Source organism: Zemynaea arenosa, assembly GCF_004614185.1.
GTDB classification, from domain to species: domain Bacteria; phylum Pseudomonadota; class Gammaproteobacteria; order Burkholderiales; family Burkholderiaceae_D; genus Telluria; species Telluria arenosa.
In genome coordinates, this window is the sequence record NZ_SPVF01000012.1 from 1 (window position 1) to 23,845 (window position 23,845).

Here is a 23,845-nt window from a genome sequence, read left to right on the forward strand (position 1 = left end):
CCGGGCTGGCTGTGCTGGCGGTCCTGCTGCCGCTGGCCGCCTTCGCGCAGCCCGGCATCCCGGCCTTCACCAGCGCACCGGCCGCGGGCGGCGGCACCGCCTACTCGCTGCCGGTGCAAACGCTGCTGCTGCTGACCAGCCTCACCTTCCTGCCCGCGGCGCTGCTGATGATGACCAGCTTCACCCGCATCATCATCGTGCTCTCGCTGCTGCGCCAGGCCCTCGGCACGCAGACCGCGCCACCCAACCAGGTGATGGTCGGCCTGGCCCTGTTCCTGACGCTGTTCGTGATGGGCCCGACCTTCGACAAGATCTACACCGACGCCTACGTGCCGCTGCAGGAAAACCGCATCAACATGACCGAGGCCATGGACCGCGGCGTCGCGCCCCTCAAGGCCTTCATGACGCGGCAAACGCGCCAGGCCGACCTGGCGCTGTTCGTGAAGATCTCGCGCACCCCGGCCCTGCAAGGCCCCGAGGACATTCCGCTGCGGGTGCTGATCCCGGCCTTCGTCACCAGCGAATTGAAGACCGCCTTCCAGATCGGCTTTGCCATCTTCATCCCCTTCCTCATCATCGACATGGTGGTGGCGTCGGTGCTGATGTCGATGGGTATGATGATGATGTCGCCCGCGACCATCTCCCTGCCCTTCAAGCTGATGCTGTTCGTGCTCGTGGACGGCTGGACGCTGCTGCTCGGCTCTCTCTCGCAAAGCTTTTTCTAGGTCCGCGCCATGAATCCCGAAACCGTCATGACCATGGGCCGCACCGCGATGGAAGTCACCCTGATGGTGGCCGCCCCGCTGCTGCTGGTGGCCCTCATCATCGGCCTGATCGTCTCGATCTTCCAGGCCGCGACCCAGATCAACGAGACGACCCTCTCCTTCATCCCCAAGCTGATCGGCATCTTCGTGGCGCTGGTGGTGGCCGGACCGTGGATGCTGTCGGTGATGACCGACTACATGCGCTCCGTGTTCACCGGCATCCCGGGCATGATCGGCTGACGGCCGCCTCGCCCCGCGCACTGCCATGCTCACGCTGACCAGCACCGAGCTGCATGCCTGGGTGGTCGCATTCCTGTGGCCCCTCACGCGCATCCTCGGCCTGATCGCATCCGCGCCGCTGTTCGGCCACGCCGCCGTGCCGACCTCCGTGAAACTGATCCTGGGCGTGTTGCTGTCGATCGTGCTGGCGCCGATCCTGCCGCCGATGCCGCAGGCCGATCCCACTTCCTGGTCCGGCCTCATGATGCTGGTCCAGCAAATGCTGATCGGCCTGGGCATGGGCTTCTCGATGCGGATCGTGTTCGCGGCGGTGGAGTTCGCGGGCGAGGTGTCGAGCCTTACCATGGGCCTGGGCTTCGCCAGCTTCTTCGACCCGTCCACGCAGGGCCGCAGCTCGGGCATCAGCCAGTTCCTGGCGCTGGTGGCGACGATGGCGTTTTTGGCCGTGAATGCCCACCTGGTGCTGCTGGAGGCGCTGGCCGAGAGCTTCTTCACCATGCCGGTGGCGGCGCTGCCGATGTCCAGCAACGGCCCGCTGGAGCTGGCGCGCTGGGGCAGCGTGATCTTCAGCGCGGGGCTGCAGCTGGCGCTGCCGATCGTGGCCGCGCTCCTGATCACCAACGTCGCGCTGGGGATTCTCACCCGCGCGGCACCGTCGCTGAACCTGTTCGGCATCGGCTTCCCGATCACGCTGGGCGTGGGCTTCCTGATTATCAGCCTGGTGCTGCCCTATCTGGGCGCACCAGTGCAGACGCTGTTTAACCGGGGGATCGAAGCCAGCCGCGCCATGCCGCGCGCCGCGGCTACGCGGCCGTTAGGCGCAGCCCCGGCGCCGCCGCCAGCCGCAGCGCCGCCGGCCGCACAGTAAGCTGCGTGCGGCTGGAACGAGCGCCGCGACTTATCCGATGAAGTTGAAGAGGGAGAGGCCCGAAAGGGTCTTGAAGGATTTCTGCGCCGCTTCCAGCGTGAACTGCTGCTGGGTGAACAGCGAGATCGCGGCCACGTTGTCCAGCGCCTGCAGGTCATTGAGGGTCGCTTCGTACTGCACGTTCAAGTCGTCGCCGGTGGAGTCCAGGTAGTCGATTTCCTTGAGCCGCGCACCGATCGATGCGCGCACCGACAATACGTTGTCCAGCGAATTATTCAGGTTGTCGTTGGCCTGGTTGAGGCGATTCGTGAGCGCCGCCTGTTCCGCCGGCCCGGTGCCCGGCGAGCGCAGGGTGTTGAGCAGGTTGGTCAGCGTGGTGAAGATCGATTCCTTCTGGCTCGGGACGACGGTGAACGAGTCCAGGTCGGCCGGTGCGCCCTTGATGTCGAAGGCCATGCCGCCCACCGTGATCTGCTTGCCCGACTCGTAGGCCTGCGGCGTCGCCGTCAGCACGGTGCCGTCAAAGGTATCGGTCACGGTGTAGGTGGTGGTGCCGCCCGTGACCTGGAAATCGATCTGGTAGCTGTGGCCATTGATCATCGAGGCATCCGCCACCGCGCCGGACGAGATGATCCCTGTGCCGCCGCGCGTCAGGTTGCCCGGATCGGCCGCAGTCTGGAAGGTGCCGTTGCCGGTCTTGTTGTTTTCGAAGACCGAGCTGCCCGAATCGCTGATCGGCACCTTGCGCGACGAGCCGACCTGCAGCTCGCGCTGGCCCTGGTCGCCGTTATACTGCGCGCCCGTGGTGGTTTGCGTGAACGGCAGCGTGGTCGCCTTGAAGCCGGAGAACAGGTAGCCGCCGGCGCCGTCCGCGGTGTTGGCCACGCCCAGCATGTCCTGCAGGCGCCCTTCCAGCTCGGTGGCGATCGATTCGCGGTCGGCCTGCGACAGCGCGCCATTGCCCGCGTTGACAACCAGCGTCTGCACGTCCTGGATCAGCGCGGTGGTGTTCTGCAGCGCCAGCTCCACCTGCGACAGCGACGACTTGGCGTTGTCGCGATTCGTCGAGAGCTGGGTGTTGATGGACTGCGACTGCGTCACCTCCAGCGCGCGCGCCGAGGCGATCGGATCGTCCGACGGCGTGATCATCTTGCGGCCGGTGGACAGCTGCATCTGCGTCTTGGCGATCTGCGATTGCAGGGTGCCCAGCTGGCCGGTGCCGGATTCGAAGATGGAACGGGTGCTGATGCGCAGGGTGGTCATGGAATCCTCTTTTGCCTCTTAGTGCTTAGCGGCCGATCGAGAGCAGCGTGTCGAACAGCGTGCCGGCGATCTGCATCACCTTGCCCGCTGCCTGGTAGGCCTGCTGGTATTTCAGGAGATTGGTCGCTTCCTCGTCCAGGTTCACGCCGGAGACGCTCTGCTGCGAGGCGGTGGCCTGCTGCAGCAGGCCTTCCGCGGCGTCCGCGTTCACCTGCACTTCGCGCGTCTTGTTGCCGACGTAGCTGACCATCTCCGCGTAGGAGCTCTGGAACGTGGCCGAGCCGCCGTCGAGAATGTTCTTGGTCTGCAGGGCGCCCAGCAGCCGCATGTTGCGGTTGTCGCCCACGCCCGCCGTGTTGGGGGCGATCTTGAAGGTGTCGGTGTCGTTCGGCTGCCCGGTCAGCTTGAAGGACATGCTGTTGAAGCTGACTTCATCGCCGGTCGCGTAGGGGATCGGCGTACCCGCCGTGTACACGGTGGGCACACCATTCGACGTCACCGTCACATCCACCGCCGGATTGGTCGAGAAGGTATTCGACGCCTTGTCGTAAGTGAAGGTAACGCTGGTCCCCAGGGGTGCGGCCGGATAGGTCGAGTCGATGGTGATGCCGCCCACGGCCAGGTTGCCTTTGTTCGCAGTCGGCACGTCGCTCACCACCGGGGCGGCCGCCGCGATCTTGTCGCGGTCCGTGATCGCGACCTTGAACTGCGAGGCGCCCTGGATGGTCGGCTTGATCGAGAAGTTGTCGCCCACCACGCCGTTGCCGGTAATCGCGATGGCCATGCCGTCCACCACCTGCGGACCGGTGGTCTGCGGCATGGTGATCAGGGTCGGGTGATTGTCCGACAGGCGCACCAGCATGTAGTTGGAGCCGTCGTAGGTCAGCTTGTAGTCGCTCTGCGTCAGTGCGCCCGGATCGACGATGGTGGCCGAGACGTCCGCCGTGCTGGCGATGCTGTTGTTGGCGTTGCGGCCGACGAAGGCCGGGGCCACGGTGAAGAAGTCTCCGCCCATGTTGCTGGCCAGGTCCTGACCCAGCTTGTGCTGCTCGTTGAAGCTGAAGGCCAGGCTGACCGCGATGCGGCCCAGCGAATTCTGGACCCGGTCCAGCGACTCGGTACGGAACTGCAGCAGGCCGCCCAGCGCGCCGCCAGACAGGGCGTTATCGCCGAGCAGGGTGACCTTGTCGCCGGTCCGGTAGCCCACTTCGACGCGGGTCGGGTCGGTGGGCGAGGTGGTCACCGCCAGCTCGAACGCCTTCTTGCCGACCACCAGCGGCTGGCCGCTGCCGATCGACACCGTCAGGCTGTTGTTGTCGCCCGCCACCACGGTCGCCTTGACCTGCTTGTTCAATTCCGCGATCAGCTGGTCGCGCTGGTCAAGCAGGTCGTTGGGCTGGTTGTCCGAATTGGTGTAGGCGCCGATCTTGTCGTTCAGGTCCGCGATGCGCTGCGCGTAAGAGTTGATCAGGGTGACGTTGGTCGTGATCTCGGTGTTCACGCCTTCGCGGATCTCCTGCAAGCGCTGGTTCATGCCCTGGAAGCGCGCGGCCAGCGAGTCGGCGGCCGAGAGCAGCGACTGGCGCGAGGCGGCCGACTGCGGATTGGAGGCCACGTCCTGCACGCCGTTGAAGAAGTCCTGCAGCGCGGGCGACAGGCCGGAGGTGGTATCGGCCATCAGGTTGTCGATCTGCGCGATCTGCGACTGGAACGCATCGAGCGCACTCTTGGACGACTGGGCCGTGCGCACCTGCGCATTCAGGAATTCGTCCGAGTAGCGCTTGATCTGCGCGACCTGGGTGCCGCTGCCGACGAAGCCATAGCCCATGTCCTGCGCGGCGGACGACTGCTGCACCACCACCTGGCGGCTGTAGCCGGCCACGTTGGCGTTGGTGATGTTGTGGCCCGTGGTGGACAAGCCCACCTGCGCCGCAAACAGCCCGCTCTTGCCGATACTGAGGATATTCCCTGCCATGGTGTCGTGTTCCTATCTCTATCCGTTGACGGCAGGTCTCGGCAAAACTTGATACCGCTTCGTCAACAGGTGTTACCTCTTAGCCAACCAGGTGTTTCTGGATGATGCGCGTCAGCTTGGTCGCGTAGAACGGGTCGGTCGCGTAGCCGGCCTTCTGCAGGCCATGCGCGAAGGTCGCTGCGTCACCGCCATGGGCCAGCACTTTTTCGTAGCGCGGGTTCTTGGCCAGCAGGTTGCCGTAGTCCTTGAAGGCGTCGGCGTAGCTGTCGTAGGCGCGGAACTTCTCGACGCGCGTCTGCGGACGGCCGTTGATGTATTCGGTGGTGTAGGCGGAAACGGTCTTGCCGGTCCAGCCCTTGCCGGCCTTGATGCCAAACAGGTTGTGGCTCGGCGAGCCATCCGCATTCTTGATCTCGCGGCGCCCCCAGCCCGACTCCAGCGCGGCCTGGCCGAGCATGAACTTCGCCGGGATGCCGGTGGCACGGCTGGCCTCTTCAGCCTCGCTCTGCAGCTTGTTCTGGAAATCGCGGATGTGCGGGACCTTGGAGTGGCTGGTGCCGGAGGACGCATTGACCGGCTCCAGCTGTCCCGGGCCAGCCATGGTGCGCGCGATCTGCACGCCCGCAGTGGCGTTGGAAGCCGCCGAGGTCACCGAGGCCGCGGCGGACGCAGCGCCGCTGCCCTCGCCGATCGCCAGGGCTTGCGCCTGCTGGGTTGTCGAGAGCTGCTTGACCATCATGTCCGCCAGGCCGATGCCGCGCTTGGCCAGCTTCTGCGACAGCTGCTGGTCCAGCATGGACGTGAAGGTGCGAGTCTCCTGCGAATCCATCATGCCGTCCTGCGGCGTGGCGTCGCGCATGGACTTCATCATCATGTTGATGAACATGGCTTCGAACTGCGTGGCGGCGCCCTTCAGCGCGTCCGGCGAATTCTGCTTGGCGGCGCTCTTCAGGTCCGAGACGCCCTTCGCGTCGAAGGCCAGCTTGCTGGACAGGTCGGTCTGGCTGATTCCCATGGCCTCGGTCCCTTAGATGATCTCAAGTTCGGCGTGCAGCGAGCCGGCGGCCTTCAGGGCCTGCAGGATGGAGAGCAGGTCCTGCGGCGAGGCGCCGATCGCGTTCATCGCCTTCACGACTTCCGCCAGGTTGGCGCCGCCCTTGACGAGGACCACCTTGCCCGGGTCCTTCTTGACTTCCACGTTGGCGTTTTGGGTGACCACGGTCTTCCCGCCCGAGAACGGGGCCGGCTGGCTCACGGTCGGGTCGCTGGAAATCGTCACCGACAGGTTGCCGTGCGAGATGGCGCAGGGGTCCAGCGTCACGGTCTGGTTCATCACCACGGAGCCGGTGCGCGCATTCATGATCACCTTCGCTAGGCCCTGGTCGGGCGTGACATCGAGGTTCTGCAGGATGCCGATAAAGGCCACGCGCTGGTCCGACGACGAGGGCGACATCACGCGGATTACCCGGCCATCGAGGGCGGTGGCGATGCCGGGGCCGAAGTGGTTGTTGACCGCTTCCACCACCTTGGAGGCGGTGGCGAAGTCGGTGCTCTTGAGCTCCAGGCGGATCTGGTTGTCCGCACCGAGCGCCGACGGCACCGCGCGTTCGACCGTCGCACCGGCCGAGATCTTGCCGACCGCGAGGTGGTTGACGATGGTCTGCGCGCCGCCCGCCTGGGCGCCGACGCCGCCCACCAGCACGTTCCCCTGGGCCATGGCGTAGATCTGGCCGTCCGCACCCTTCAGGGGCGTCATCAGCAGCGTGCCGCCGCGCAGGCTCTTGGCGTTACCGATCGAGGACACGGTGATGTCGATGGTCTGGCCGGGCTGGGCGAACGCTGGCAGTGAGGTGGTGACGCTGACCGCGGCCACGTTCTTCAGCTGCAGCGAGGTCCCCGGCGGCAGGGTCACGCCCTGCTGCTGGAGCATGGCGATGATCGACTGCACCGTGAACGGCGTCTGGGTGGTCTGGTCGCCGGTGCCGTCGAGGCCCACCACCAGGCCGTAGCCGGTCAGCTGGTTCTCGCGTACGCCCGCGATGGTGGTGAGGTCCTTCAGGCGCTCGGCCTGCGCAGCCTGCGCCAGCAGCAGCGCGCAGATGAGGCCGATGATCTTGAGCAGGGAACGCATGGAAGTCATCTCTTGTCTCTGGCTTAGAACGGCAGGATCGACTGGAAGAAGCGCGAGGCCATGGAGGACATCTCGGCACGGTCGATGCGGCTGTTGGTGCGGTACTCGACGCGGGCGTCGGCCACGTTGGTGGAAGCCACCGCGTTCCCGTTGATCATGTCCGGATTGACCATGCCGGAGAAGCGAATGAACTCGATTCCCTTGTTCATGGCGACCTGCTTTTCACCGGCCACGATCAGGTTCCCGTTGGAGAGCACCTCGGTCACGGTGACCGCGATGGTGCCGGTGAACGCGTTCGATGCGCTCTGGGTTCCGCCGTCGGCGAAGCTGGTGGAAGCGCTGGTGCTCACGCTGCCGCCCAGGCGCGCCTGCAGCGGGCCCGGAGGAGTGAAGCTCGCCTTGCCATCCTTCTTGCCGGTGCTGGCGCCGTCGGTGTTGGCGACGGTCTTCTCGACGATGTTGATGATCAGCGTATCGCCGATGTGGCGCGCGCGGCGGTCTTCGAACAGCGGGCGGTATTGCGCGGTCTGGAAGATGGCGCCGTTGGCCGCCTGCGCGGCCGGCTCCGGCGGAATCGGGCGGGCGGTGGTCGGGACGGTGACGATCGAGCTGGGAGTGGCGGCGCAGCCGGCCAGCGCCAGCGCGGCGGCCATCAGGGAGGCGAAGGCAAAGCGTTTCATGCGAATTCCGGTAGGACTGGGAGGGCGAAAACGAAGGCAGTACTGAGGATCAGAGCTGCGCCAGCTTGGCCAGCATCTGGTCCGAGGTGGTGATCGCCTTGGAGTTGATCTCGTAGGCCCGCTGCGTCTGGATCATGTTGACCATCTCTTCCACCACGTTGACGTTGGAGGATTCGACATAGCCCTGCATGATGACGCCGGTGCCGTTGGTGCCCGGGGTGTTGGTGTTCGGCGAACCGGACGCGCTGGTTTCGGCGTACAGGTTCTCGCCCTTGGCTTCCAGGCCGGCCGGATTGACGAAGGTGGCCAGCTGCAGGGTGCCGATCTGGGTCGCGGCCGGGGTGTTGGGCAGGGTGACGGACACGGTGCCGTCCTTGCCGACGGTGATGGAGGTGGCATTCGCCGGCACGGTGATCGCGGGCTGGATCACGTAGCCGGACGAGGTCACGAGCTGGCCGTTCTGGTCTTTCTGGAAAGAGCCGTCGCGGGTGTAGCCCTGGGTGCCATCCGGGAGCAGGACCTGGAAGAAGCCATTCCCGTTGATCATCAGGTCCTTGTCGTTGCCGGTGGACTGGGGATTCCCTTGCGTGAAGATGCGCTCCGTGGACACGGCGCGCACGCCGGTACCGATCTGGAGGCCGGAGGGGAGATTGGTCTGCTGGGAGGACTGGGCGCCGGGCTGGCGCACGTTCTGGTACAGCAGGTCCTCGAACACCGCGCGCGACTTCTTGTAGCCGTTGGTGGAGACGTTCGACAGATTGTTGGAAATCGTGTCGAGCTGCGTCTGCTGGGCTTCGAGGCCGGTCTTCGCGATGAAAAGGGAGCGGATCATTTGGGTTGTCTCCGGGGTTAGCGCATGGACTCAGAGTGCGTAACCTGACGGTTACCGCACAAATCCATTATGCGCCGCGCCCCGTCAACCCAAAGCGAGGAGCTGCGAAGCCTTTGCCTCGTTATTCTCGGTGTTCTGGAGCAGCTTCATTTGCATGTCGAACGAGCGTGCCAGCGAGATCATGTCGACCATGGAATCGATGGCGTTGACGTTCGAGCCTTCCAGCGCGCCCCCGGCCACCACCACATTGGGATCGACCGGTGCGGGGCTGCCGTCCTTCAGGCGGAACAGGCCATCGTCGCCCCGCACCAGGTCCTGCGCGGTCGGATTGACAAGCTTGATACGCCCCAGCGGCGTGGGCGTGGCCGGCTGCGTGGTGGTGCTGATGGCGGAGACGGTGCCGTCCCCGCCGATGGTCACCGTGGTGTCGGGCGGGATGGTGATCGGCCCGCCGTCACCCATGATCACATTGCCATTGGCGGTGGTGAGCACGCCGTTGGTGTTCATCTCGAGCGCGCCGTTGCGGGTGTAGGCCTCGGAACCGTCGGCCAGCTGCACCGCGATCCAGCCCTGGCCCTTGACCGCCACGTCCAGGTCGCGACCCGTGACCTGCAGCGGGCCGGAGGACATGTCCGCCCCCACCGTGGAACTGACCACGAAGGTGCGGGTCGGCAGGCCCACGCCCTCCCCTTGCAGCGGCACGGCGCGGAAGGCGTCGATCTGCGCGCGGAAGCCGGTCGTGGAGACATTGGCCAGGTTGTGCGACGTGGTCGCCTGCTGGTCCATGATGTGCTTCAGGCCAGTGGCGGCGGTGTAGACGAGACGGTCCATGGCGGTCTTTCGCTAGCGGGTACGCCGGGTGCTCAGCACGAGCAGCGCGGTGTAGGCGATCAGGGCGGCGATCATGACGATGTGGGCGAGTCTATCGGACCGATTAACGCAGGTTGACCAGGGTTTGCAGCACCGAGTCCTGGGTCTTGATGGTCTGCGCATTGGCCTGGTAGACGCGTTGTGCCGTGATCATGCTGACCAGTTCCGCGGTCAGGTCGACGTTGGAGTTCTCCACCGCGGACGACTGCAGCACGCCCAGCGAACCGGAGTTCGGGGTGCCGACGGTCGGCTGGCCCGACATCGAGGTCTCGGCCCAGGCGTTGTTACCCAGCGGGGACAGGCCATTCGGGTTGGCGAAGTTGGCCAGCACGATCTGGCCCAGCGGCTGCGACTGGCCGTTGGAGTACTGGCCCAGGATGATCCCGTCCGAACCGGCTGCGAAGCGCTGCAGGTGGCCGGCGGTGTAGCCATCCTGGGTGGTCTTCTTCTCGCTGGTGGCGGCGCCGTACTGGGTGGTGCCGGAGAAGTTCAGCTCCACCGACAGGGTCGGGGCCGAACCGGTGGCCGGGTAGATCGGCAGGTTCACCGTCAGCGGCAGGGTTTGCGGCGACATCAGGGCGGTCGAGAGGGCACCGTTGCCGTCGAAATTCAGGTGGCCGACCGGAACTGCGGGCACGTGCACCGAGCCGGCGATCAGCTTGTCCACTTCGGCGGCGGTGATGCCGGTGGTGGTGCCCGCGCTGGTGGCCGCGGCCGTGATGGCGGCCACTTCGCCGGCGGTGGCGCCAGCCAGGCCGGCTGCAGCAGCAACGGCCGCACCGGCGTCTGCCGCATACTGCGCGATGGCCGCGGCTTCGGCGGCCGGATCGCGCGGCACCAGGGCCAGGGTGTCCAGCCAGGCCTGCTTGGAGGCGACCGCCGTGCTGTCAAGGTCGGACGCCTGGGCCACTGCGTGGTTGGTGATCTCGACGCCATCGGTGGCGGCGTACACGTTCCAGGTGCCGGCGCCGGTTTTCACGTAGTACATCGACATCACGTGCGGGTTGCCAAGGGTGTCGTACACGTCCACCGGGGTCTGCTTGTTGTAGGAGGTCGGGTCGTTCTCGTTGAACGGCGTCGTCTTCGGGATCTCGGAGCCGGAGTCCAGGTTGATCTGGGTGTCCACGTGCTTGGTGGCGACCGGGCTCAGGTCTTGGGTGTTGATCTGGATGGGGATCGGGGCGCCGGCCAGCAGCACGCCATGGTCGTTGGCCTGGAAGCCGGTCAGCTTGGCGCCCTGAGCGTTGACCAGGTAGCCTTCCTTGTCCAGCGAGAACTGGCCATTGCGCGAGTACTGCACCGCGCCCGAGACCACGGTGCGGAAGAAGCCCGCGCCGTTGATGGCGATGTCCAGCGGGTTGTTGGACGACTCGATATTCCCCTGGGTGAACATCTGGGCGATCTGCGAGACCTTGGTACCGATACCGGCCGTGTTGCCGCCCGCGCCGTTCAGCGAGTTGGCGTACACGTCCGCGAACTGGGCTTGCGAGCCCTTGAAGCCGACCGTGCTGGCGTTGGCGATGTTGTTACCGATGACGTCCAGCGATTTGGCGGCGCCGTTCAGACCGGAAAGACCCTGTTGGAAAGACATGTCTGGTTCTCCTGAAAATTCTTGAATTCGTTGGGGTGGAAGCGGCTTAGAAAGTCTGCTTCACGTCGGCCATGGTCTTGGTGCCCAGGCTGGCCAGGTTGAGTTTCACGCCATCCTTGGCGCTGGTGCTGACGCTGGCCACGCTGTCGAATTGCAGACCGTGGGCGTCCTTGAGTTCTTCGCCGGTGCGGGTCGCCACCACCCGGAAGTTGTAGGAGCCGTTGGGCAGCACAATGGGCTTGCCGTCGGCATCGACCTTGGCCGGGTCGACCACGCCGTCCCACACCACGGGGACCACCCCGGCCTGCTGGGCGCCGAGATCGATGGTCTGCACGTCCTTGCCGGTCTTGGGGTTGCTGATGATGATCTGGACCTTGTCGGCCGGCGTCTCCAGCTCGACCCCGAGGGCGGATTTGCCGTCGACGAGCTGCACGCTGTTGCCGTTGACCAGGACGCCGTGGCCGATCATGTTGGTGGCAGTCAGTGCCTCCGACGACTGGTAGCTCGACTTGAGCGATTCCAGCGTGTCGTTCAGCTTGTTCACGCCGGTCACGGTCTGGAGCTGCGCGAGCTGGGTGGTCAGCTGGGCGTTGTCCATCGGGTTCAGCGGGTCCTGGTTCTTGAGCTGGGTGACCAGCATGGTCATGAACTTGTCGGTCGCCGCTGTGACTTCGTCCTTGTCGGCGGCCTTGGTGCCGTTCATGGTCGCCAGCAGGTCGCCGGAGACGGAATTGGTGTTGACGGAAGTTACCATGGTGAGGGTTCGCTAAGGTGGCGGCTTACTGGCCGATGGTCAGGGTTTTCAGCAGCATGGTCTTGGCTGCATTCATGGTTTCGACGTTGTTCTGGTAGGAGCGCGAGGCCGACAGCATGTTGACCATCTCGTCCACCACGTTCACGTTGGGCATGGTGACGTAGCCCTTGTCGTCCGCCATCGGGTGCTTGGGGTCGTAGACCTGCTTGAGCGGGGACGGGTCTTCCACCACCTGCGCGACCTTGACGGCGGTGGCGCCGCTGGCGTCCGGCACGGCTTCGAACACGACCTGCTTGGCGCGGTAGGCTTCGCCCGTCGAGCTGGTGGCGGAATCGGCATTGGCCAGGTTGGAGGCGACCGTGTTCAGGCGCTGCGCCTGCGCGCTCATGGCCGAACCGGACACGTTGAAGATATTAAAGAGCGACATCAGCTACCTCCCTGGATCGCGGCCAGAATGCCTTTGATTTGAAAAAGAGGCGGCATCAGCTACCTCCTTGAATCGCGGCCAATATGCCCTTGATTTGCATGTTGATCATCGTGATGCCCGCTTCATAACGCACGGCGTTGTCGGCGAACTGGTTACGCTCGACGTCCATGTCGACCGTGTTGCCGTCCGCCGCGCCCTGGGCCGGAGTGCGGTACAACAGGGGCGTGCCGTCCGGCAGGGTGTCGCCCGGCTTGGCGCCCGTCTGCAGGTGGCCGGCATTGGTGGTGGCCAGGCCGCCCTGGGAGCCGGCCAGCGCGTTCTGCATCGCGCTGGCGAAGTCGATGTCGCGTGCCTTGTAGTTCGGCGTGTCCGCGTTCGCGATGTTCGACGCGAGCACCTGCTGGCGCTGGCCCCGCAGGCTCAGCGCCATCTCATTGAAGCGCAAATAATCGTCGAGTTTCCCAACCATGCCAGTCTCCGGCGGTTTTCCTGTGATGACAGGCTCGATATTACGGACGAGCAAGTCAAATCAATCGGCGGATAAGGGCGGGCAAAACCGGGCTTTTCATGGCTTCACGCGCGAGGACGAGTGCCTAAGATGTGCACATCTGATTTGAAGCCGCGTTTGAAGCCGTCCTCATGAAAGCCCTGTTTACCGCCCTCTTCGCTGCCGCTGCCCTGCCCTCGCTGGCCTTGGCCCAGGCCGGCGCGCCGCGCCAGGATCCGGCCGCCCTCAAGGCGGTGGCCGAGCAGTATCTGAAGCTGCAGGCCTCGGCCCTGCCCGGCAAGGTGACGGTGACCATGGGCGCGCTCGACCCGCGCCTGTCGCTGGCAGCCTGCGCGGCGCCGGAAGCGTTCCAGCAGCCGGGGGCGCGCAGCTGGGGCAAGGTCACGGTGGGCGTGCGCTGCACCGCGCCGTCGCCCTGGACGGTCTACCTGCAGGCGCAGGTGAGCGTGGTGACGGATTACGTGGCCTCGGCAGTGCCGCTGGCCCAGGGGCAGCCGGTCACGGCGGCCCAGCTGGTCAAGATGCAGGGCGACCTCGGCGCGCTGCCGCAGGGCGTCATTACAGATATGGCGCAGGCGGTGGGCAAGAGCCCGACCGTGTCGCTGCCGGCGGGCGCGCCTTTGCGTCTTGACAACTTGAAAAGCAGGCCGGTTGTTCAGCAAGGGCAGCTGGTGCGGGTGGTATCATCGGGTGCCGGTTTCGCCGTATCGGCGGAGGGCCGCGCCATCGGCAGCGCGGCCGAAGGACAGGTGGTGCAGGTGCGCACGCCGGCCGGAGCTGTCGTCAGCGGGATCGCGCAGGCGGGCGGTGCGGTGCTGGTGGCCTTCTGACGCTGGGGGCAGGCGGACACTGTAAATAAATCTCCGGCGCGCACTAAAGTTCGTGGCCTGCTGGCCGATACAGTACGCAGAAGCCGGGGAAGGTTTCCCTGCCCACACGAGGATGATGCTGTGAAAATCAACGATACAACCAAAGGTAACCAGAGTCTGCCGGTCAACAACGGCCAGACCCAGGGGACCCGAAGCGACAAGGCGGGAGCCACGTCGACGGCGCAGACGGCGCAGGCACAGAGTGCCCAGCAGCCGGCGTCCGACAACGTCCGCTTGTCCGCGCAAGGCCAGGCCCTGGCCAGCGCCGTCGGGAGCAGCAATGCGGTGTTCGATGCCAAGAAAGTGGAGCGCATCAAGACCGCGATCGCCGACGGCCAGTTCCAGGTCAATTCGGAAAAAGTGGCAGACGGGTTGCTCGAAACCGTGCGCGACCTGCTGCACTCACGCAAGCGATAATTTTTTATGACCTCTCCGCTCGTTTATCTGCGCCAGGAACAGACCCTGATCGCCACCCTGCTCGCCGTCCTCAAAGAGGAGCAGCAGCACCTGGTGGGCGCGGACACCGAGCGGCTGGCTGAGCTCACCCCGCGCAAGGCGGAGCTGGTGGAGCAGATGGCCACGCTGGCGGCCCAGCGGCACGCAGCGCTCGGCGCGGCCGGGTTCGTGGCGGAGGAAGCGGGCATGGAGCCGTGGCTGGCGGTGGCGGGTAACGACGAGGCGGCCGGCGTGTGGCGCGACGTGCTCGACCAGACCCGCGCGGCCAAGGAGCTCAACCGCGTCAACGGTATGCTGATCACCAAGCAGATGACGCACACACAGGTGCTGATCAACGCCATGCGCAGCCCGACGGCGGCAGCCGAGGCGGGTGTCTACGGGCCGTCCGGCCAGACCAACTTCGGCGGGCCTTCGCGCCGCTACGTGCTGGGCTGACGCTCAGCTCTCCTGATTCGCTTCGCCCCTCTACGGCTCTGCGTCGTCAGCGCCCGTCCACGAGTTCGTCTGCACTGATAGCGCTGCCGGTGACCATGCGGTCGATAAGCCGCTGCAAGTCATCCTCATTCAGACTCGCAAGACGGTTGCGCACATTCGCCTCCAGCGTGCCGAACCGGCGTTCCAGCTGCCCTTCGATCAATTGACGCATACCCAGCAGCCGGCCCTGCTGCATTCCCTCCTGCATTCCCTGCTGCATTCCCTGCTGCATTCCCTGCTGCAGTCCTCGCTGCAGACCTTCCTGCAGTCCCTCTTGCCGGCCGCGCTTGCGCTCCACGCGGTCCAAAGATGTCAACGGCAACATAATTCGTCTCCTGTCCAGCTTGGTGTGGATCTCATGCCTGAGCTCGCGCTCCAGGTCGCGCGGCAGCCGCATGAGCCAGTCGATCAGGCGCATCAGATCGAGAATGCGCTGACGATCCCAGTTACGACCATAGACGTTGGCCGCAAGTTCCCGCTTGTGCGCCAGCCGCCGCGCCGTCTTCCCGCGGGTACGCTGGGTCAGCACATGGGCGGCGGTGATCAACCCGAACACATTGTCATGCTGGCAGAGCCAATCGAGACGGTCGTGATAGTCCGCCAGCTTCACGGTCGGGAATTCGAGACTGAGGCGGCAGCCGAAGCGCTCGTACCCGTATGAGCTGGGGCGCCAATGGCGGCTGCCGTCTGACAGGATGGCCAGCGAAGCGACCGGCGTGCGGAAGCGCTCGAACAAGCGGTAGTGATAGACCCAGACGCGCTCCGCAAAACTCCGATCATAGCGGCTTTGCAGCTCGATGTGCACATAGACGATGCCCACTGCCCCGGTCTTGCTCGATACGCGCACGAGCTTGTCAACGCGGCGGCGCCCGAAGCTCGCGTCGCGAACCAGCTCTTCGAGCTCCTGGTCCAGGAATTCAAACGGAGCCGACCAATCGATCGCCGCGTGCGCTGCGGGAAAATAGAATTCGACGAACTCGGGCCAGTACCGCATGACCGCGGCTTGCCAAGGGGAGTCAAATTCGTCAGTGAGCACCTTCATACCGCTTGGACCGAGGGGCTACCGCTGGGTTCCGGGGCGGTGCTATGATGGAACGACACCACCATGCCCCTCAACTACGCCCGCCGCCTCACCAGCCCCATCCGCAGCGCCGCGGCGGACCGGCATCTCGGCTTCACCTTGGCGTTCGTCGCCGGGGCCGCCAATGCGGGCGGCTTTCTCGCCGTGCACCAGTACACCTCCCACATGACCGGCATCGTGTCCGCCATGGCCGACAACCTGGCCCTTGGCGGCAGCGAACTGGTGCTGGACGGCGTGGGCGCCCTGCTCTCCTTCCTGGCCGGGGCGGCTTGCTCCGCGATCATGGTCAACTTTGCGCGCCGCCGCCGGCTGCACAGCACCTACGCCCTGCCGCTGCTGCTGGAAGCCGGCCTGCTGTTGGTGTTCGGCCTCCTAGGCGCGCGCCTGCAGGAGATCCGCGGCCTGTTCGTGCCCGCCACCGTCATGCTGCTGTGCTTCATGATGGGCCTGCAAAACGCCGTCATCACCAAGCTCTCGCACGCCGAAATCCGCACCACGCACATCACCGGCGTGGTCACCGACATCGGCATCGAACTGGGCAAGCTGCTGTACTGGAACGGCCCGCAGACCGGTACCGCCCCGCGCGTGACCGCCAACCGGGCCCGCCTGCGGGTGCTCACCCTGCTGGCGATCTCGTTCTTCGCCGGCGGCGTGGCGGGGGCGCTCGGCTTCAAGCACCTGGGCTTTTCCACCACCATTCCGCTGGCCGTCGTGCTGGTCCTGCTGGCCATCGTCCCGGCCGCTGACGACCTCGTCTCCGCCGCCCGCCGCGCGTCTCAAAATTAACACTCGCGGACCGGCGCGTCCCAGAATAGACAAATCCTAAGCGTTTGTTTTTCAACAGAAATTCTTCTGTTGCGCGGACGCCGCTCGCCCGCAAAAATTCACATTTTCTTCTTGAGCCCGCTCCCCGCGCCATGCAAGGATGTATAGATGGGCATGCAAATCCTGCAACCCATGTGGAGACAACAACACCAAACAAACTCAACGGAGAACACACATGAAATGGCATGAGATGGTGAAGGCAGGTGTGGTCCTGGCCGCGGTGGTGGCCAGCGTCAACGTGCAGGCCGCATCGCACGGCGTGACGGTCAGCGTGACCCCCGAAAAGTCCACGCTGGGCGCCAGCGACGACGTGCTGGTCAAGGTCACGTTCACCAACACCTCGTCCCAGCCGCAGCTGGTCCTGAAATGGAGTACGCCGTTTGCCGGCCAGATCACCCAGTCCCTGTTCGACGTGACGCGCGACGGCCAGGCCGTGTCCTACCGCGGCGCCATCTACAAGCGCGTGGCCCCGCGCGAAGGCGACTACTACCTGCTCAAGCCGGGCCAGAGCTACAGCACCAAGGTGGAGCTCTCCTCGCTGTACGACATGAGCGTGACCGGCGACTACAAGGTGCGCTTCCGTACCGCGTCCGCCCACCTGTTCCAGGACGGCGCAGCCGGCGCCCAGGGCCTGGCCGTGGCCGCAGCCCGTGGCGGCAACGTCGAGGAGCTGGCCTCGGAGGACGCCAGCCTGTGGATCGACGGCGTGCACCCGCGCGGCACCGTGCTGGCCGACCCGATCCCGATGGAAAAGCTGAGCGCCAACGCGGCCGCCGCAGCCACCACCTCCTATGTAAGCTGCTCGTCCTCGCGCCAGACGCTGATCGCCTCGGCCCGCAGCGCGGCGCTGAACTACGCCACCAACGCGTCGAACTACCTGAACGCCGGGACCCACGGCACCCGCTACACCAAGTGGTTCGGCAGCTACACCTCCTCGCGCTTCTCCACCGTGAAGACCCACTTCACCAACATCAAGAACGCGTTCGCGTCGCAGAACATCACGGTGGACTGCAGCTGCACCGACTCCGGCACCTATGCCTACGTGTATCCGACCCAGCCCTACAAGATCTACGTGTGCGGCGCCTTCTGGAGCGCACCGACCACCGGCACCGACTCCAAGGGCGGCACGCTGGTGCACGAGATGAGCCACTTCAACGTGGTGGCCAGCACCGACGACTGGGCCTACGGCCAGTCGGCCGCTGCCAGCCTCGCGCTCAGCAATCCGTCCAAGGCCGTGGACAACGCGGACTCGCACGAGTACTTCAGCGAGAACAATCCGGCCCTGCCCTGACAGCCGCACAGTGACGATGTAGCCCGACCCCGGCCGCCGCCGTCCGCACGCACGGCGCGGCCCATCACCCCGAAGGAGAGCAAGATGAACTGGAATCACGTGGTCAAGGCCGGCGCCGTGCTGGCCATCGCAAGTGCGTGCACCGCCGCGCAGGCAGCCAGCGGCATCGCTGTCAGCATCGCGCCGATGAAGTCCCACCTCAAGGCCAGCGACGATGTCGTCGTCAAGGTCACCATGACCAACACCAGCGGCCAGCCGCAGCTGGTACTGAAGTGGCAGACGCCGTTCGGCGAAGAGATCGAGGAAGCGCTGTTCGAGGTCACGCGCGACGGCGTGCGCGTGCCGTACCGCGGCGCGCACTACAAGCGCCCGGCGCCCACCGCCGGCGATTACTACCTGCTCAAGCCCGGCGCGTCCTACAGCGCCAAGGTGGAGCTGTCCGCGCTGTACGACATGAGCGTGACCGGCGACTACCAGGTGCGCTACCACGCGCGCGGCATGAACCTGATCGGCGGCGCGGCGGAACGCGGCGTGAACGAGATCGCGTCTGACGCAGTGAGCCTGTGGATCGACGGCGTGCACCCGCGCGGCACTGTGCTGCCGGAGCCGATGTCACTGGCGGACCTGAAGGCGCCGGGCGGCAGCGGAGGCGGCACCGGAGGGGTGGCCGGACTGGCCTTCAACAAGTGCACCACCTCGCAGCAGGCCGACATCACCAATGCGCGCGCCGCCGCCCTGTCGATGGCGACCGACGGCTCCAACTACCTAGCCTCCAGCAAACAGGGACAGCGCTACACCAAGTGGTTCGGCACCTACGACGCGGGCCGCTACGCGACCGTGACCCAGCACTTCGCAGCGATCAAGGATGCTTTCGCCAACAAGCCGATCACGGTGGACTGCGGCTGCAAGAAGACCTACTACGCCTACGTGTATCCGACCCAGCCCTACACCATCTACGTGTGCAAGGCTTTCTGGTCCGCGCCGATGACGGGCACCGACTCCAAGGGCGGCACGCTGGTGCACGAGATGAGCCACTTCAACGTGGTGGCAGGCACGGACGACTGGGTCTATGGCCAGTCCGGCGCGGCGAATCTGGCGATCAGCGATCCGGCCAAGGCAATCGACAACGCGGACTCGCACGAGTACTTCGGCGAGAACACGCCGGCGCTGCCGTGATCAGGCAGGAATAACAAGAGGGGAGACGCCGGCGGTGGGTTGCGCTGCCGCCGGCAGCATGGATTGTGAGGGTTGGGCCGCCGCGGGGCGGCCCTTTTTTTGGGTCGGTCCGCCGTGAGCGACCCCTTTTCTAATGGAAGAAGGCGGCGCGTTCGACCTTGACGGGAGTCGGGCTGTCCAGCTTGGCGATGTCTGCCAGGTAGCTGCCGTCGTAGCCCAGCGTGTAGGCGTGGCTGCCCGGGGGCCAGGCGTAGGCATTCGTGATGTCGACCGTGTTCTCGGCCTTGGTGTGCGGCTCGATGCGCACGTAGTCGTCCGCCGTGATCGGCCCCCGCTTGACCATGCGGCCCGCGTAGTCGACCGGCTTGCCCTCGGCCTGCACGTCGAACTCGCGGCGTGTGAGCTCCGCTTCGCGCGCCACCGCGGCGGGCACCCAGACCGGCGCGTCCGTGCCGTTGACCACCGTGAGGTGCACCAGCACCTTGCCGCCCGTGGTCTCGACCTTGAGCGATTCGCTGACGCTTTTCATGGACGGCTCCTCCGCGCAGGCCGTGGTGACAGCGGCGGCGAACAGGATCGGAAGGATGGGCAGCAGACGTTTCATGCCGTCCAGCGTACCATGAAACGACGGCGTCACGGCGTCGGAATCTCGGTCGTCACATCCGGCAGCGTGGAGAGGATGGTGACCGCCACGCGGCGGTTGCGCGCGCGCCCTTCCGGCGTGGCGTTGGGGGCCACCGGTTCGTTGTCCGCGAAGCCCACGGCGGACATGCGGTATTGCGGCACACCCGCCTCCACGAACAGCCGCACCACGCTGCTCGCGCGCGTGGCCGACAGCTCCCAGTTGGAGGGGAAGGACGCATTCGAAATCGGCACGTCGTCGGTGTAGCCCTCGACCTGGATCGCATGCTGGTCGTCCTTCAGCACCGCCGCCAGGGAGCGCAGGGCCTGTACCGACTCCGGCTGCAGCTTGGCGTCACCCGGGTCGAACAGCACGCTGGCGTTGATCTCGACCGAGACGCCGCGCGAATTCTGCGTCACGCGCACCTTGCCCGACTTGAGCAGCGGCGCCATGGTCTGCTTGAGGTCCGTGGCCAAACGGGTGAGGCGTTCGCGCTCGCGTTTCATGGCCTCGGTGCGCTTGCGCAGCAAGGGGTTCGGCAGCGGCATGAGCTGGGCGTTATTCGCCTCTTCCTTTTGTCCCGGGCCGCCGAAGGCATTGCCGAGGGACTGGCTGAAGACCTTGTACTTGCCCTCGTTGACCGAGGAAATCGCGTACATCACCACGAAGAACGCAAACAGCAGCGTGATGAAATCGGCGTAGGAGATCAGCCAGCGCTCGTGGTTCTCGCCTGGGTCCTCGTAGCGCTTGCGGGCCATGGGTGGGGGCCCTTACGCGCGATGGAGGATGGACTGCACGCGCTCCTCGATCACGCGCGAATGGTCGCCGGACGCGATGTCGTACAGGACGTCGATGAGGATATCGTACTGTGTCACCGTCTCCGCGATGATCGCTTTGAGCTTGTTCCCGACCGGGAAAAAGAACAGGTTGGCCAGGCCCACGCCGTACACGGTCGACACGAAAGCCACCGCAATGCCCTGCCCCAGGCGGGACGGATCGGTGAGGTTCTCCATCACGTGGATCAGGCCCAGCACCGCGCCGAGAATCCCGATGGTGGGCGAGTAGCCGGCCGCCGACTCCCAGATCTTGGCCGCCTGGCGCTGCGAGAATTCATAGGCCGAGACCTCGGTCTCCAGCATGCCGCGCAGCTTGTCCGGATGGATGCCATCGATGACCAGGCGCAGGCCCTTCTGCACGAACTTGTCCTTGTTGGCCTGCATGTGCTGTTCGAGGGCCAGCAGGCCGTCGCGGCGCGCCGAGTGGGCCCACAGCGTGACCTCGCGCGCCAGGCGCTGGCGCTGCGACGGCGGCGGGCGGAACACCCAGCGCAGCATGCGCATCCCGCGCAGGAAGGTCTGGCCTTCGTTCTGCAGCATCACCGCGCCGGCAGTGCCGACGACCACGATCGCAAACGCCGCCGGCTGCAGCAGCGAAGCGAACTTGCCCCCCTCCATACCATGGCCGATGGCGAGGCCCGCCAGCGCCAGGATAACCCCGATTACGCTGGCCCAGTCCACGCCTGCTCCCGTAATGCCGCGCGCAGACGCGCCACAGCCTGCGTGTGCAACTGCGACACGCGTGATTCGGAGACGCCCATGACCGCGCCGATCTCCTTCAGGTTCAATTCCTCTTCGTAGTAGAGGCCCATGAGGATCTTCTCGCGCGGCGGCAGGTTGTCGATGGCGTCGATCACGGCCTGGCGGAAGTCGCCCTCCAGCAGGGAGTGCAGCGGGTCGGCATCATCCACGGCGTAGCGGTCAAGGAAGGAGTCGTTGCCGTCGGCGTCGTGGAAGTCCTCGTAGTAGACCAGCTGGTGGCCGCCGCCGTCGGACAGCATCTCCTGATAGTCGGCCAGCGACAGCTTGAGCGCCTTGGCCACTTCCGATTCGGTGGGGGCGTGGCCGAGGCGCTGCTGGAGCGTGGCCATCGCGGTCTCGATCTTGCGCATGTTCTGGCGCATGGAGCGCGGCAGCCAGTCGCTGTTGCGCAGCTCATCGAGCATGGCGCCGCGGATGCGCAGCACGGCGTAGGTCTCGAACTGGGCGCCGTGGGTCTCCTCGTAGCGGTTGATGGCGTCGAGCAGACCGATCATGCCGGCCTGGACCAGGTCGTCGACCTCCACGCTCGGGGGAAGCTTCGCCTTCATGTGATGGGCGAGACGCTTGACCAACGGCATGTGCTCCGTCAGCAAATGGTCCTTGTTCGCTTTCCCTTTGGCCGTGTACATGTCTTATTGTTGACGATTAAGTGCCCAGTTGGGAAGACCCAGCTGCGCGGCCCGCCATCCCGGCCAGCGCGAACTTCCCCGCCAGACGGCGGAATGCGACTGACGCGCCCGCGAGCGGGAAGGCGTCCACCACGGCGCGGCCGAGGCGCGCGGCGCGGTGCAAATACTCGTCGGCCGGAACCGAACCGAGCGAGGTGAGCTGCACGGCCAGGTAGCGGGTCGCGGCCGAGGCCATATTATCGTACACCACCTTGGCCTGGGCCTCGGTCGCGCCCGTGACGAGCAGGCCGAAGGGGCGGCGGCCGTAGGCCTGGCTGATCCGCTTGATGAGGGCGTAGGCGGCCTTGATCGAGGCGGCACTGGTGCCGACCTGGATTACGATCTCGGAATGGGCCATCACGGGGACGGGGAAGCTGTCGTCGTCGGTCAGTTCGCCGTCCACCAGCACCACGCCGGCCTGCTTGACCAGCACGTCGAAGGTTTTCGCGAGGCGGCGCGCGTCCTCGGCGCGGCGGTGCGGACCGCGCGCCATGGTGGCCACGCCGAAGCCCTGCGGCACCGCGTTCACGACCTGGTTCAGGCCGCACTCCTGGCGCGCCACATGCAGCAGGCTCGGGCCCTTGTCAACGCCGAGGCGCTGGGCCACGCCGTAGTCTTTTTCGCAGGCGTCCACCAGCAGCACGTCGCTGCCCGAACGGACCAGCGAGGCGGCCAGGTTCACCAGCATGGCGCCCTTGTCGTCCTGCGGGGTGGCGCACAGGAAGGTCACGATGCGGGGCTTGGGCCCCGCCAGCATCCGGCGCAGGCCTTCCGCCTGGTCGAAATCGAAATTAGCCAAGGCGCACCTCGCCCAGTGCGCGGTCGGAGGCACCGGACATCAGCAGCGGCAGTTCGTCGTCCTGGTACTGGGTGGCGGCGTCCTGCTTCTTGAGCTTGAAAGCGCGGTCGATCAGGTAGCCGCGGTCGGCCAGGTGCAGGTCTTCCGGCACCCGCTGGCCGTTGGAGACGTAGAACATTTGCAGCTTCTGGCGGATCACCACGTCCAGCACGTTGCCGATCGAGGCGGCTTCGTCCAGCTTGGTCATGATCACGCCCGCCAGCCCGCTGCCCTGGTAGGCGCGCACCACTTCGTTGAGGGTCTCGTTGGTGCTGGTGGCGTTCAGGCACAGCAGGCGTTTCACGTCGGCGCCGGACTCGGTCAGCATGGCCACCTGCTCGGTCACCATCTGGTCGCGCTGGGACACGCCGACGGTGTCGATCAGCACGGTGTGCTTGTTCTTCAGTTCCTTGAGGGCGATGCGCAGGTCGGCTTCGTCCTTCACCGAGTGCACCATCACGCCCAGGATCTTGCCGTAGATGCGCAGCTGCTCGTGGGCGCCGATACGGTAGGCGTCGGTGGTGATCAAGGCCAGTTTTTCCGGGCCGTGGCGCATCACCACGCGCGCGGCCAGCTTGGCGGTGCTGGTGGTCTTGCCGACACCGGTCGGGCCAACCAGGGCGAACACGCCGCCCTTGTCGAGGATCTCGTCCTCGTTGGCCAGGGTTTGCAGGTTGCGGCCGAGGACGGTCTTGATCCAGGCCATGGCGGCTGGCGCGTCGTGGCCGGCGGGCAGCTTTTCGACCAGGTAGCGGGCCAGGCTGGCGGAAAAACCGGCGGCCAGCAGCTCGCGCAGGACGGCGGTCTTCTGCGGCGCGCGCTGCTGGGTGTTGCCCCAGGCGATCTCGGACAGCTGGGTTTCCATCATGCCGCGCATGGCGCGCAGCTCGGTCATCATGGTCGCGATTTCGGCAGCGGCGGAGTCCTTGGCCTGGGCCACGGCGGCTTGCACCAGCTGGGCCATCTGGGCGGCCAGCTCGGCGGTGGGTTGCGGGACGGCCTGGACGTCAGTCGCGCGGCGCGCCGGCGTGCTGTCCACGTGGG

At 65.9% G+C, this 23,845-nt stretch carries 26 protein-coding genes and 1 pseudogene; 9 read left to right on the forward strand and 18 right to left on the reverse strand.

Annotated elements, in window-relative coordinates; all coding sequences use genetic code 11:
- Window positions 1–5: 5 nt before the first annotated feature.
- From fliP to fliR, 3 genes are read left to right on the forward strand one after another with little or no spacing between them, the layout of a single operon-like run.
- Window positions 6–725 carry a flagellar type III secretion system pore protein FliP gene (gene fliP / locus E4L96_RS00820; RefSeq protein WP_135205371.1) on the forward strand — a complete coding sequence of 240 codons (720 nt, stop codon included), beginning with the start codon at window positions 6–8 and terminating at the stop codon, window positions 723–725.
- Window positions 726–734: 9 nt separating this feature from the next.
- Window positions 735–1,004, forward strand: a complete 270-nt coding sequence (gene fliQ / locus E4L96_RS00825) for a flagellar biosynthesis protein FliQ (protein ID WP_135205345.1) — start codon at window positions 735–737, stop codon at window positions 1,002–1,004.
- Between the two features lie 25 nt (window positions 1,005–1,029).
- Complete coding sequence (gene fliR / locus E4L96_RS00830) at window positions 1,030–1,872, forward strand: flagellar biosynthetic protein FliR (RefSeq protein ID WP_135205346.1); 843 nt, start codon at window positions 1,030–1,032, stop codon at window positions 1,870–1,872.
- A gap of 30 nt (window positions 1,873–1,902) precedes the next feature.
- Here fliR and flgL read toward each other — a convergent pair whose 3' ends face one another.
- The 11 genes from flgL to flgB all read right to left on the reverse strand — a co-directional run bounded on the left by flgL (window position 1,903) and on the right by flgB (window position 12,864).
- On the reverse strand, window positions 1,903–3,135 hold the full coding sequence (gene flgL / locus E4L96_RS00835) for a flagellar hook-associated protein FlgL (protein ID WP_135205347.1): 1,233 nt from the start codon (window positions 3,133–3,135) through the stop codon (window positions 1,903–1,905).
- 25 nt (window positions 3,136–3,160) lie between these two features.
- Entirely contained in the window at window positions 3,161–5,110 is a 1,950-nt protein-coding gene (gene flgK / locus E4L96_RS00840; protein WP_135205348.1) for a flagellar hook-associated protein FlgK, read from the reverse strand.
- Between the two features lie 79 nt (window positions 5,111–5,189).
- Window positions 5,190–6,125 (reverse strand): flagellar assembly peptidoglycan hydrolase FlgJ, encoded by a 936-nt coding sequence (flgJ, locus tag E4L96_RS00845; protein WP_135205349.1) that lies wholly within the window; start codon window positions 6,123–6,125, stop codon window positions 5,190–5,192.
- 12 nt (window positions 6,126–6,137) lie between these two features.
- Window positions 6,138–7,241 carry a flagellar basal body P-ring protein FlgI gene (locus E4L96_RS00850; protein ID WP_135205350.1) on the reverse strand — a complete coding sequence of 368 codons (1,104 nt, stop codon included), beginning with the start codon at window positions 7,239–7,241 and terminating at the stop codon, window positions 6,138–6,140.
- Between the two features lie 23 nt (window positions 7,242–7,264).
- Entirely contained in the window at window positions 7,265–7,921 is a 657-nt protein-coding gene (locus tag E4L96_RS00855) for a flagellar basal body L-ring protein FlgH (protein ID WP_135205351.1), read from the reverse strand.
- A gap of 49 nt (window positions 7,922–7,970) precedes the next feature.
- Entirely contained in the window at window positions 7,971–8,753 is a 783-nt protein-coding gene (gene flgG / locus E4L96_RS00860; protein WP_135205352.1) for a flagellar basal-body rod protein FlgG, read from the reverse strand.
- An 84-nt stretch (window positions 8,754–8,837) separates the two neighbouring features.
- A complete protein-coding gene (flgF, locus tag E4L96_RS00865) occupies window positions 8,838–9,584 on the reverse strand; it encodes a flagellar basal-body rod protein FlgF (RefSeq protein ID WP_135205353.1) in 747 nt (248 codons plus the stop codon).
- Window positions 9,585–9,687: 103 nt separating this feature from the next.
- Window positions 9,688–11,214, reverse strand: coding sequence for a flagellar hook protein FlgE (locus tag E4L96_RS00870; RefSeq protein ID WP_135205354.1), 1,527 nt, complete (start codon window positions 11,212–11,214; stop codon window positions 9,688–9,690).
- 46 nt (window positions 11,215–11,260) lie between these two features.
- A complete protein-coding gene (locus tag E4L96_RS00875) occupies window positions 11,261–11,968 on the reverse strand; it encodes a flagellar hook assembly protein FlgD (protein WP_135205355.1) in 708 nt (235 codons plus the stop codon).
- 25 nt (window positions 11,969–11,993) lie between these two features.
- A complete protein-coding gene (flgC, locus tag E4L96_RS00880; protein WP_135205356.1) occupies window positions 11,994–12,395 on the reverse strand; it encodes a flagellar basal body rod protein FlgC in 402 nt (133 codons plus the stop codon).
- A gap of 55 nt (window positions 12,396–12,450) precedes the next feature.
- Window positions 12,451–12,864 carry a flagellar basal body rod protein FlgB gene (gene flgB / locus E4L96_RS00885; RefSeq protein WP_135205357.1) on the reverse strand — a complete coding sequence of 138 codons (414 nt, stop codon included), beginning with the start codon at window positions 12,862–12,864 and terminating at the stop codon, window positions 12,451–12,453.
- Window positions 12,865–13,034: 170 nt separating this feature from the next.
- Here flgB and flgA point away from each other — a divergent pair, with 170 nt between their 5' ends.
- The 3 genes from flgA (at window position 13,035) to E4L96_RS00900 (ending at window position 14,663) form a co-directional block, all read left to right on the forward strand.
- Window positions 13,035–13,733 carry a flagellar basal body P-ring formation chaperone FlgA gene (flgA, locus tag E4L96_RS00890; RefSeq protein ID WP_135205358.1) on the forward strand — a complete coding sequence of 233 codons (699 nt, stop codon included), beginning with the start codon at window positions 13,035–13,037 and terminating at the stop codon, window positions 13,731–13,733.
- 120 nt (window positions 13,734–13,853) lie between these two features.
- Window positions 13,854–14,189: a flagellar biosynthesis anti-sigma factor FlgM gene (gene flgM, locus E4L96_RS00895; RefSeq protein ID WP_135205359.1), complete on the forward strand. Its 336-nt coding sequence runs from the start codon at window positions 13,854–13,856 to the stop codon at window positions 14,187–14,189.
- Between the two features lie 6 nt (window positions 14,190–14,195).
- The gene (locus E4L96_RS00900) at window positions 14,196–14,663 is read left to right on the forward strand and encodes a flagella synthesis protein FlgN (RefSeq protein ID WP_135205360.1); all 468 of its coding nucleotides are present in this window, start codon (window positions 14,196–14,198) and stop codon (window positions 14,661–14,663) included.
- Window positions 14,664–14,709: 46 nt separating this feature from the next.
- Here the strand turns inward: E4L96_RS00900 and E4L96_RS00905 are convergent, their stop codons facing one another.
- Window positions 14,710–15,744, reverse strand: coding sequence for an RpnC/YadD family protein (locus tag E4L96_RS00905; protein ID WP_135205361.1), 1,035 nt, complete (start codon window positions 15,742–15,744; stop codon window positions 14,710–14,712).
- 63 nt (window positions 15,745–15,807) lie between these two features.
- Here E4L96_RS00905 and E4L96_RS00910 point away from each other — a divergent pair.
- The 3 genes and pseudogenes from E4L96_RS00910 to E4L96_RS00920 all read left to right on the forward strand — a co-directional run.
- Window positions 15,808–16,536, forward strand: a pseudogene (locus tag E4L96_RS00910) (YoaK family protein); the annotation flags it as partial.
- Between the two features lie 247 nt (window positions 16,537–16,783).
- Window positions 16,784–17,899 carry a M35 family metalloendopeptidase gene (locus E4L96_RS00915; RefSeq protein WP_135205363.1) on the forward strand — a complete coding sequence of 372 codons (1,116 nt, stop codon included), beginning with the start codon at window positions 16,784–16,786 and terminating at the stop codon, window positions 17,897–17,899.
- Window positions 17,900–17,983: 84 nt separating this feature from the next.
- On the forward strand, window positions 17,984–19,075 hold the full coding sequence (locus tag E4L96_RS00920; RefSeq protein ID WP_135205364.1) for a M35 family metalloendopeptidase: 1,092 nt from the start codon (window positions 17,984–17,986) through the stop codon (window positions 19,073–19,075).
- Between the two features lie 130 nt (window positions 19,076–19,205).
- Here the strand turns inward: E4L96_RS00920 and E4L96_RS00925 are convergent, their stop codons facing one another.
- From E4L96_RS00925 to flhF, 6 genes are all read right to left on the reverse strand, one after another.
- Window positions 19,206–19,679, reverse strand: a complete 474-nt coding sequence (locus tag E4L96_RS00925; RefSeq protein ID WP_135205365.1) for a hypothetical protein — start codon at window positions 19,677–19,679, stop codon at window positions 19,206–19,208.
- 29 nt (window positions 19,680–19,708) lie between these two features.
- Entirely contained in the window at window positions 19,709–20,455 is a 747-nt protein-coding gene (gene motD, locus E4L96_RS00930) for a flagellar motor protein MotD (RefSeq protein ID WP_135205366.1), read from the reverse strand.
- 12 nt (window positions 20,456–20,467) lie between these two features.
- The gene (locus tag E4L96_RS00935; protein WP_135205367.1) at window positions 20,468–21,214 is read right to left on the reverse strand and encodes a flagellar motor protein; all 747 of its coding nucleotides are present in this window, start codon (window positions 21,212–21,214) and stop codon (window positions 20,468–20,470) included.
- Entirely contained in the window at window positions 21,196–21,924 is a 729-nt protein-coding gene (locus E4L96_RS00940; RefSeq protein WP_135205368.1) for an RNA polymerase sigma factor FliA, read from the reverse strand. Before E4L96_RS00940 ends, E4L96_RS00935 begins: the two co-directional genes overlap by 19 nt.
- Window positions 21,925–21,940: 16 nt before the next feature.
- Window positions 21,941–22,762 (reverse strand): MinD/ParA family ATP-binding protein, encoded by an 822-nt coding sequence (locus E4L96_RS00945; RefSeq protein ID WP_135205369.1) that lies wholly within the window; start codon window positions 22,760–22,762, stop codon window positions 21,941–21,943.
- Window positions 22,755–23,845, reverse strand: a 1,091-nt coding sequence (flhF, locus tag E4L96_RS00950) for a flagellar biosynthesis GTPase FlhF (protein ID WP_135205370.1), incomplete at its 5' end; no start/stop codon positions are given. The genes flhF and E4L96_RS00945, both read right to left, overlap by 8 nt.

Bases quoted from the DNA above. Each gene is read 5' to 3' on its own strand.
- flgB (WP_135205357.1), bottom strand. From the start codon at position 12,864: ATGGTTGGGAAACTCGACGATTATTTGCGCTTCAATGAGATGGCGCTG.
- E4L96_RS00925 (WP_135205365.1), bottom strand. From the start codon at position 19,679: ATGAAACGTCTGCTGCCCATCCTTCCGATCCTGTTCGCCGCCGCTGTC.
- E4L96_RS00900 (WP_135205360.1), top strand. From the start codon at position 14,196: ATGACCTCTCCGCTCGTTTATCTGCGCCAGGAACAGACCCTGATCGCC.
- flgF (WP_135205353.1), bottom strand. From the start codon at position 9,584: ATGGACCGTCTCGTCTACACCGCCGCCACTGGCCTGAAGCACATCATG.
- E4L96_RS00870 (WP_135205354.1), bottom strand. From the start codon at position 11,214: ATGTCTTTCCAACAGGGTCTTTCCGGTCTGAACGGCGCCGCCAAATCG.
- E4L96_RS00855 (WP_135205351.1), bottom strand. From the start codon at position 7,921: ATGAAACGCTTTGCCTTCGCCTCCCTGATGGCCGCCGCGCTGGCGCTG.
- fliQ (WP_135205345.1), top strand. From the start codon at position 735: ATGAATCCCGAAACCGTCATGACCATGGGCCGCACCGCGATGGAAGTC.
- fliR (WP_135205346.1), top strand. From the start codon at position 1,030: ATGCTCACGCTGACCAGCACCGAGCTGCATGCCTGGGTGGTCGCATTC.
- flgL (WP_135205347.1), bottom strand. From the start codon at position 3,135: ATGACCACCCTGCGCATCAGCACCCGTTCCATCTTCGAATCCGGCACC.
- E4L96_RS00920 (WP_135205364.1), top strand. From the start codon at position 17,984: ATGAACTGGAATCACGTGGTCAAGGCCGGCGCCGTGCTGGCCATCGCA.
- flgA (WP_135205358.1), top strand. From the start codon at position 13,035: ATGAAAGCCCTGTTTACCGCCCTCTTCGCTGCCGCTGCCCTGCCCTCG.
- flgG (WP_135205352.1), bottom strand. From the start codon at position 8,753: ATGATCCGCTCCCTTTTCATCGCGAAGACCGGCCTCGAAGCCCAGCAG.
- flgJ (WP_135205349.1), bottom strand. From the start codon at position 6,125: ATGGGAATCAGCCAGACCGACCTGTCCAGCAAGCTGGCCTTCGACGCG.
- E4L96_RS00915 (WP_135205363.1), top strand. From the start codon at position 16,784: ATGAAATGGCATGAGATGGTGAAGGCAGGTGTGGTCCTGGCCGCGGTG.
- E4L96_RS00905 (WP_135205361.1), bottom strand. From the start codon at position 15,744: ATGAAGGTGCTCACTGACGAATTTGACTCCCCTTGGCAAGCCGCGGTC.
- E4L96_RS00940 (WP_135205368.1), bottom strand. From the start codon at position 21,924: ATGTACACGGCCAAAGGGAAAGCGAACAAGGACCATTTGCTGACGGAG.
- flgK (WP_135205348.1), bottom strand. From the start codon at position 5,110: ATGGCAGGGAATATCCTCAGTATCGGCAAGAGCGGGCTGTTTGCGGCG.
- E4L96_RS00875 (WP_135205355.1), bottom strand. From the start codon at position 11,968: ATGGTAACTTCCGTCAACACCAATTCCGTCTCCGGCGACCTGCTGGCG.
- motD (WP_135205366.1), bottom strand. From the start codon at position 20,455: ATGGCCCGCAAGCGCTACGAGGACCCAGGCGAGAACCACGAGCGCTGG.
- flgC (WP_135205356.1), bottom strand. From the start codon at position 12,395: ATGTCGCTCTTTAATATCTTCAACGTGTCCGGTTCGGCCATGAGCGCG.
- E4L96_RS00850 (WP_135205350.1), bottom strand. From the start codon at position 7,241: ATGCGTTCCCTGCTCAAGATCATCGGCCTCATCTGCGCGCTGCTGCTG.